Below are 8,850 nucleotides of genomic sequence, written 5' to 3'. Positions count from 1 at the left end.
ATTGGCAGCACGGGTCGCGATTATCTGGCCCTGCGTCCTGGCAATATCCCCCGCCTGTGCCCCGATTTCCCCTGTCAGCTGCGCCGCCTTCAGCCGGTTCTGCTCCTTCTCCTTGTCGAAGATGACCTCCAGACCCGGATTCGCGTTCGCCACGTCGCGGCTTAAATCGGCAACGTCCTGCGTCTGCTTTTCCTTATCGCGGATAACGATAGTGCCTTCGCTCACCGCCGACTTCGTCACCGAAGAGGCGCTGTCGCCGCCGCTCAGCCCCGCCAGCATCCCGTTCGCCATGTTCCCGGCGAACTGTCCGGCGAGGCCGCCGCCGGTGCTTATCCCTGCGCTCTGATGCTCCACCTTATAGTCCGCGTGGTTCTCTATGTTGCCGAAGCCCAGCGTGCCGGTGCCGAGCCGGTTCTTATCGGCGCTGGCCGTGGAACCGATGACCGCGCCGTTCAGCTGCGTATGCTCACCCACCGTCACGTCAAAGCCGCCCTTACCCGCAAAAATCCCGGTCTGCTCCGCCACGCTCTGCCAGGTGCTGTGCATCTTATCCCGGCTCACGTTCACGTTCGCCGAGCCGGTCATCGAGCCGAAGGTGAAGCTGCCGCCCGCGCTGGCGCTCTGCTGCTGACTGTCGTAGCGGTCGCTGTCCTGCTCCGAGGTCAGCGTCAGGTTGCGGCCCGCGTCCACCTTCACGCTGTTGCCGTTTGCCTGCGCGCCCGTCAGCGTGGTGTCGCGCCCGCTGGTCAGGCTGAGCCGGCTGCCCGCATCCAGCGTGGTCTCGCTGTGCGTCAGCCCGTTGCCCTTTTCGCTGCCCTTCGCCGCGTTGACGCTCGCCAACACGCTGATGCCGTAGCCGCCCGACCCCACGCCGATGCCGACCCCGGCGCTGCCCCCCTTGCTGCTGTTGGTGCTGTCGGTGCTCTGCGTGTTCTGCGCCGACCGCAGCAGGATGTCCCGTGACGCCTCGAGGCTCAGGTCGCCGCCCGCCTTCAGCTGGCTGCCGGTGATGCTGATGTCGCCGCTCTGCGCCGCGCCGTTTTTGCCGGTCGCCGTGACGTTAAGGTTCCGGCCCGCCGTCAGCGTGCTGCCCTGCGACTGACTGCTCTCAGTACGCGTTTCGCTTTTCGACGACTGGCTGCCAAACGAGGCGCTGACGCCGACGGTGCTGGTCGCGCCCGTCTCATAGTCTTTATTGCCAGGACTCCGGCCTGCGGCGGCATTGCGCGCATCCGCCGCGGCCGTGTTCAGCCCGTCCATCTGAACCGCCTGCGCCGCCTGCACCCCGTTCAGCGCCGCCTGGGTGTTCTGCAGCGCGCTGACCCGACCGTCGCCCGACTTCCTGGCCTGCTGCGCGGTGCTCACCGCCGTGTTGAGCGCACTGCCCGCCGTGCCTGACAGGGCGATGCTCAGACCGCTCTGCTTCGTCTCGGTTTTCTCGGTGCGCATCCGCTGGTCATAGCCCGGGTCAACGCTCACGCTGTCGCCCGCCAGGTTCATGTCCATACCCGCCACCAGGTCCGCGCCGCCGACGTGCAGCCGGTTGCCCGCCGTGATGTCCACGCTGCCCTGGCTGCTGCCGACGGTGCTGACGCTCTGGCTCTGGGTGGTGCCCTTCTCATCGATTTCATGGCGGGTTGACTGCTTCCCGACCGTAAAGCCGATGCCGCCGCTGCTCATCAGCCCGCTCTTTTTCTTCTCCTCCAGTTGATAGTGGCTGTCGGTCTCGGTCGCCGCGCCGATCTCCACGTCCCGCCCGGCCCGCAGATTTACGTCCCGGTCGGCTGCCACCGCCGAGCCGGTCACCGTCAGGTCACGTCCGGCGATGACCGTGACGCTTTCGCCGCTCAGCAGGCTGCCGTTCTCACGCGTGGTAACGTCCTGCGTTACGCTGTGGCCGCTGCTTTTGTTCAGCAGACCTTTATTCTCTGAGCGCTCCTCGCTGTAGAACGACTCCCGTTCGGTGGCTGTGTTCAGCACCACGTCCTGCTTCGCCTGCAGCCCGACCGCGCCCTGTTCGCTGTGCAGCGTGCTGCCGGTCACCGTGACGTCGCCCTCGCGCCCGAGCACCGTTACGCCCTGCTGTCCGCTGAAGGTACTGCCGGTGCTGCTCTCGCGTGAGCTTTCCTCTTTGCGGTGGCTGCGGGTCTTGCCCTCGCGCTTGTTCTCGCTGTCCTGATCAAGCACGCTGGCGCGTGCATCCCTGATGGTAACGTTCTTCGCGCTGACGCCAGTTTGGCCCTGTGAACTGTCAACCTGCGCGCCTTCGGCCAGCAGATTATTGCCCGCTAGCAGCGTCACGCCCTGATCGCCGCTCAGGGTGCTGAGCAGCAGACGATCCTCCTGACGGCTGTTGCTGACCGATGAAGTCCGGCTGTTGGCCTCAAGATGGGTGGTGTTGGTGGTGGTTTCAGCGCCGATGCGAATGTCTCCCCCGGCCTCAACCCGCGCAGAGCCGGAGGCGCTTGCCTGGCTGCCGGTCAGCGTCAGGTCACGTCCGGCCGAAAGGCGGAGGTTGCCACCGGCTTTAAGCTCACTGCCCTGCGCCTGCTGCCACTCGCCGCTGACCTGCGCCATGCGCTTGCCCGCCTCTTCCATGCCGTCGCTGGTACGGTTGCCCATCGCACCGGCGATCACGTCCAGGCTGCCGCTGTGGCTGCTTTTCGCCGCACCAATATCAAGGTTGTTGCGTGCGCTCAGGCTAAGGTTATCGGTGGCATTAAGCTTCGCGCCCTGCAGCCGGATATCGGTGCCGCTGATGCTGATATCGTCAGCGCTCATCGTCGCCTGACGCAGGGCATTCTGCAGATCGGTGCTGATCGTCAGCGTCTCCGCCTTCACATCAATGCTGCCTGCCTTGATGTCGCCGCCCAGGTGCTGAAACTGCCCGCTGTCGATGGCTAGCGCCTTGTCCGCAAACAGATTTCCGGCATTGGTCACGCTGTCGGCTGAGAGCTGCAGATTACCGCCGCCAATCACCGCGCCCGCGCCGGTCAGGCGCAGCGTAGTCTGCGCCAGATAGACTTTCGGCACCCAGACGGTCTGCGGGCCCGCTGCCGTATCAACGGTTTCGCTGACCAGCCAGACGATATCCTGCTGCAGCGCCGCAATCTGTTGCGGCGTCAGCGCCACACCCGGCATCAGATGGAAATCCTGCGCCACTTTTGAGCCATTGTTCATCAGCGCCTGATACTGCTCCATTGCATCCCAGCCGTTAACGGAAGGCCTGCCGGTCAGTTTCAGAACCTGCTCGCGCACCAGACGCTGCTCATAAAAACCATCGCCCAGGCGCTTATGCACCTGTGAAGGGTCATAGCCAACCCGTTCGAGCAGATAGTCACTGCTGATAAATTTATTACGACTGGTAAAGCGCTCGTCAGTCACGACCAGGAACGGACTGCCCGCCGCGGTATGCTGGCTGAACAGACCGTTATTGGGGATGGTTGTGGCGACTTTCTCCAGCTGTTGCAACGCCGTCAGCGCCAGCTCAGCCGGTAACAGCGGGCGAACGTCGTCACCCGCCGCAAGCTCTGTGTCGCCGTCATGGTGAGCAACGCTGTCCACAGCAAAGGCCAGTGGGTTGCGTACATACTCCGCGCGCTCGGCGTCCACCGCCTGCAGCGCTGCCTCAAGCTGGCTTATCTGCGCCTGATTAACGGTGGTGTTACTGATGCTCGCTCCGCTGATACTGACGTTACCGTTGCCGGTAATGATGCCGTCAATGGTGGCCAGGGCGGCGGTTTCGTCGAGACTGAAGGACGGATACCAGTGGCGCGTACTTCTGTCGTAATGATCAACGATAACCTCCTGACGTCTTTCGTTGACCGAATAGCCTCGGTTATCAACGCTGCCCCCGCCGTCCACGGTCAGATTGCCATTAGCCGTGATCACGCTCGCATCGTTAATTAACGCGCCAGTGATGCGCAACACCATATCGCCGCCCGCCAGAATACGCGCGCCACTACCTTCACTGACCAGCCGATCACGCGTTACCGTGCCGGTAACGCTACGTTCACGCAAAGCGCTGTAGTCGCTGATAAAGAGAGCACTGTCGATATCGATATGCTGCTCGGGGTTCCATTGCTCCAGACGACCACGATCATGCTCACGCCACACGGTATTCTGATAGGGTGTCGGCACATTTTTCTGCTTAAATCCGCGCGTTTCATAGAACGTCATGGCATAGCTGCCATCGGCATTAGGTTGAAGCGCCAGATAATTGACCCACAGATCGGTCAGCACGCCCTGATTATTCATGACACGTACCTAGGCACGTTTGCCCGCCGCGTCAATCGCCAGCAGCGTGCCGTAAGGATTACTCTGTGCCGCAGTCTCATCCTGAAAAGTCAGTTGCTGAGTGGTCGGAGCCATGCTGCTCTTATCGGGCATTATCGTCGTACCAAACGAGCGCCAGTAGTAGTTATAACGATGCCAGCTATAGTCGCTGCTCTCCGCCTCTCGCTCAATCACCAGCCCTTCACGCAGGTTGTCGAGCTGCCTCGCCTCCAGCGTCATATCACCGTCTGCTTCAATAAGGCTCGCCCGGTTCTCGATCAGGTCATCGCTGTGCAGGGACAGACGATCGCCGCTGTAAAGCAATGCGCCACCCTTGTTGCTCAGCCGCTCGCGGACCTGCAGCGTCAGGCTTTGGGTGGCCGCGATGACCGCAGGCTGTCCGTGGTTGTCGATAACCCGACCCAGCACGCTGATCTCATCGCCCATCACGGTCGCGCTGTTATCCAGCGAGTCGACATTCAGCGTCAGGTTGTCGGCTTCAAGCCGCCCGCTGTTCAGCAGTGCACCGGTCGTGAGCTGAACGGTTTTACCCACCAGTATCGCCGGGTTGATAATAGCCGTAGCATTCAGCACCAGATTCCCCGGCAGCAGCCAGTCGGCCAGATTAGTAAACGCCCCGCCAAGAGAGAACGTCACCGTGCCGTTGCTGCTGATGGTTTCACCCGCCTGGCGGGTGTAATCCTGTTGCGCAGTCAGCGTCAGAGCCTGCAGGCCCAGCAGCGTGCCGCCCTGATTGTCGAAGGACTGTGCATGCACGGTCAATGCATCTGCACTCTCCAGCCGTCCGCTCTGATTGAGCAGCACCAGCGGTGAATCAGTCGGTGAGAGATCGGCGTTGAGGGTGAGATTGCCATTCGCCAGCATCCGTCCCTGCCGGTTATCCAGCTGTGCAACACCCCGAAGCAGGAGCATTCCGGCGCTCTGCAGCCGTCCGCTGCTGTTATCGATGTCACGGGCAGCTATGTCGGTAAAAGTCGTGCCGAGTAACAGGCCGCCGTCGCGGTTACTCAGACGATCAGTTTGCAGAGAGAGTCCCGCCTGGCTGCTGAGCACACCCTGTGTGCTGTTATCGAGCGCCGTGGCCTTCAGCATGAGATTCTGGGTCGCAACCAGTTGTCCGCCCTGGTTATTCAGCTGCGCGGCCACCAGCGTCAGCGCCGCGCCGCTGTGGACTTTGCCCTGCTGGTTGTTAAGCAGATTGATGGTGTAGAGACCCGCCCCCTGGCTGATCAGCGTGCCGCTGGCATTCTCCAGTTGCCCTGTTGTCAGATTAATCGCCTCACGGCTGCTGAACACGCCCTGACGGTTATCGATCGTCGAGGCATTAACCTGCTGTCCACCGTTGCTGCGCACCGCACCGCCGCTGTTATCTAACGAACCTGGCAGGTTTAGCGTGAGCTGTTGCTGGCTGTCGATGTTGCCGCCTGCGTTGTTCAGCGTCTTCGCATCCAGCTGGAGCGCGTCGCCGCTCTGCACTTTACCGGCCCGGTTATCCAGATCCCCGGCCAGGTTCAGCCTTAACTGCCGCTGGCTGTAGAGCAGACCGCCCTGAGTGTTATCGAGTCGGGCAGCGGTGATGGTCAGCCCCTCACCAGCCAGCCACTGACCGCCCGCATTGTTAATGTTACCGGTGCGGCTGCCTCTGGTCTGACCCTGAACGGTTAGTTGCTGCTGAGCAGAGGCTTTACCGGCCAGGTTATTGATATCCTGTGCAACCCGCAACACCAGCCCGGCGGCTGACTGCAACACGCCGCTGGCGTTACTGAGCCAGGTTGCCGAGAGCTCAGCCTGCTGCTGACTTTGCACGCTGCCCGCCGTGTTATCGAAACCGGCAGTCGTGGCAGCCCAGCGCCCCTGACTACCCATCCAGCCCTGGGCGTTGCCAATTTCCTGCGACTGGAGCGTCTGGCTTAGCCGACTGAAGATGCGGCCATTACTGTTATCCAGACGGCCCGTGAACTGCATATCCAGCGTGTCCAGCGCATTGATCGCCCCCTGGGTATTAAACAGATTTGCAGCGCTGGCCTGCGTTCTGGCGTTGCCGGTCAGGGTGCCGCCCTGATTGTCCCAGTCGCCTGCCAGACTGAGTGTCAGCGACTGCTGGCTAAGAATCTGTCCTGACTGACGATTGTTTAGCGCGCCACCCTGCAGGAGCAGATCGCCGCCGCTTTGCAGCGACCCGCCATCGTTGTCAAACAGCGTCGCGGAGGTGCCATTGATCGCGAGGGCGTTTTGCGCCGTGAGTTTGCCACCCTGGTTAAGGATATCGCCACGGCTGGTCAGAGCCAGATCACCACCAGATTGTAACCGGCCGCTGGCGTTATTAAGTTGATCTGCCGTCGCCGAGACCCGCTCCCCACCCTGCGCCGTCCCACCGCTGTTCTGCCAGAATCCGCCGCTGTTGAGCGAAAGATGATGACCCGCTTCGATCCAGCCGCCGCTATTGTTCAGGTCCTGTGTCGTCGTCAGGCTCAGACCCTGCAGCGCAATCACTTTGCCCTCTGTGTTATCCAGCCCGCTTGCCGTCAGGCTCAGGTCGTCGCGTTGGCTGATAATCTCGCCCTGCGCATTGTTCAGATGCTGCGCGGTCAACGACAGCCGACCGCCGTTCAGGGTGCCCACGTGATTATCCAGATCGCCGCCCGCGCTAAGCGTCAGCGCATTACCGGCCAGCAGTTTACCCTGCCTGTTATTAACCGCGTCGCGGGCAGTGATAGCCAGTGCGGACTGGGTTTTGACGGTGCCGCCCTGGTTATTCAGACTGCCTGCCTCAAGCGTCAGATCGCCGTTGCTACCCAGTTCACCCGTGGTGTTGTCGAGCAGTCCATCAACCCGCCAGTGCTGCGCCGCGTTATCGAGTGCAACCATCCGGCCACGCTGGTTGTTCAGCGAGACGGCCTGCAAACTGAGCTGCTGGCTCTCAATCGTGCCGTCACTGTTATCCAGCCCGCCAGACAACGTAAAGCGGCTTTCGCCACTGCCGGTCTGCGACCAGCCAGCCTGCTGGCTGAACAGGCTGCGTCCATCAATCTGCCAGCGTCCGACGCTAATTTGTGCCTGCTGCGCGTCAATATCACCTGAGGTGTTAATCACCAGCTCCGTGCCATTAATCATCGCCTGACGTACGGCAACACCGCCTTCCTGAGCTGTAAGGGTTGCACGGCTGGCCGCAACCTGAGCGCCACTGAGGTCAACCCGGCGCCCGCGTACGCTGACCTCTTTTTTGCTCAACAGGCTGCCACTGGCGCGAATGGCATCCTGGCTCTCCAGCTGCAGACTGGCTTCCTGCACAATCTGGCTGCTGGCGTCGCAGCCCGCCAGCAGGTGTCCCCTGCTTTGAATGCTGCGGGCTGATGTCAGCCGTACGTCGCCAGCCGCCGCCAGAGTGCCGGACTGGGTAATCCCGCCTTCGCGGCTTTGAACCGTCAGTTGACCGCCACTATGGAGCTTGCCCTGATAATCAACGCTGTCTCTGGCCGCCAGGCTGATGTCGCCTGCGGCCTGCGTGACGCCATCCTGTGCCGCTGATTGCCAGAGAAGTTTGCCTTCGCTGCTCACTACCAGCGTTTTACCCGCCTGCACCTGAGCGTTCTGATTTCGCACGCCGACGCCAGCTTCGGTGCCAATCATGCGGATCTGGCCGCTGTACATGCCGCCCATCTGGCCCATGTCGATCGCCAGTTCAGGTCTGGCGCTGCTGTCGTCAGCCAGCGGTATGACCGTCTGCGCGTCTGCGCTTACGCGGTTGCGACCGGCCACCACCGCCAGCTCCTTTTTGGCCCAGACGCCCGCATTGATCTCCACCGCGCGGGCCAGGACGTCAACATACTCAGTATCATGGCGGGGATCGCCGTTGAGTCCGTCGCCTTCTATGCGCACCACACCACGTTCAACCTGATAACCCGCCAGGCTGCCGTCAGCGTTGAACTGCGGTTTGCCGGTGGTCAGCGTCATGCGCCCGGCGTTGATGGTGCCGCAGCCGTTGCAGACAATTCCGGCCGGGTTGGCCACGATCACCTGCGCCCGTCCGCCCGCCACTTCCATATAACCGCGAAGCTGGCTGGGATTGTTGCTGTTTACTTCGTTGAGGATCACCCGCGCCGCTGGGGCGTTCGGCTTGAGGTTGGGGTTGCCCTGAATCATTCCGGCCAGCTGCGTGGAGGTCATCACCGCAGAGTTATTCAGGATGGCGCCGTTCTGCGCCACATCGAACTGCTGATACTGGTTATGCGAGATGCCCGCCTGATTGGGCGCGGTAATATTGACCTGCGGCAGCCCGTTCTGAGTAGCGATGACGGCCGGCCGCTGACCTGGCGTAGCGTTGCCATCCGCTACAATTCCGTTCGCCAGCGCGGGCCCGGCAAACAGCGCCAGAGCAAGCAGCCACGCCGCTCGACGTAAAGTGACCCAGAGACGCGGCGCGCCAGTGCCACAGCTCTGACCGGGTTCTGTGCTGCAACTACGGGCCAGTTCCGACACCACACGGCGTTCTCCATGGGTGCGGCTGAAGATAATGCGATAGCAATGTTTATTCATGATTCACATCCTTGTGAA

Annotated in this window: 1 pseudogene; it reads right to left on the bottom strand. The window is 61.9% G+C overall.

The annotated features are described in order from the left end of the window. Nucleotides 1-8,832, bottom strand: a pseudogene (locus Q9R34_RS15335) (hemagglutinin repeat-containing protein); the annotation flags it as partial. Nucleotides 8,833-8,850 lie beyond the last annotated feature (18 nt).

It is taken from the genome of Enterobacter sp. BRE11, from assembly GCF_031844285.1.
Lineage (GTDB): Bacteria > Pseudomonadota > Gammaproteobacteria > Enterobacterales > Enterobacteriaceae > Pantoea.
This window is presented reverse-complemented; position numbering and strand designations above follow the sequence as displayed.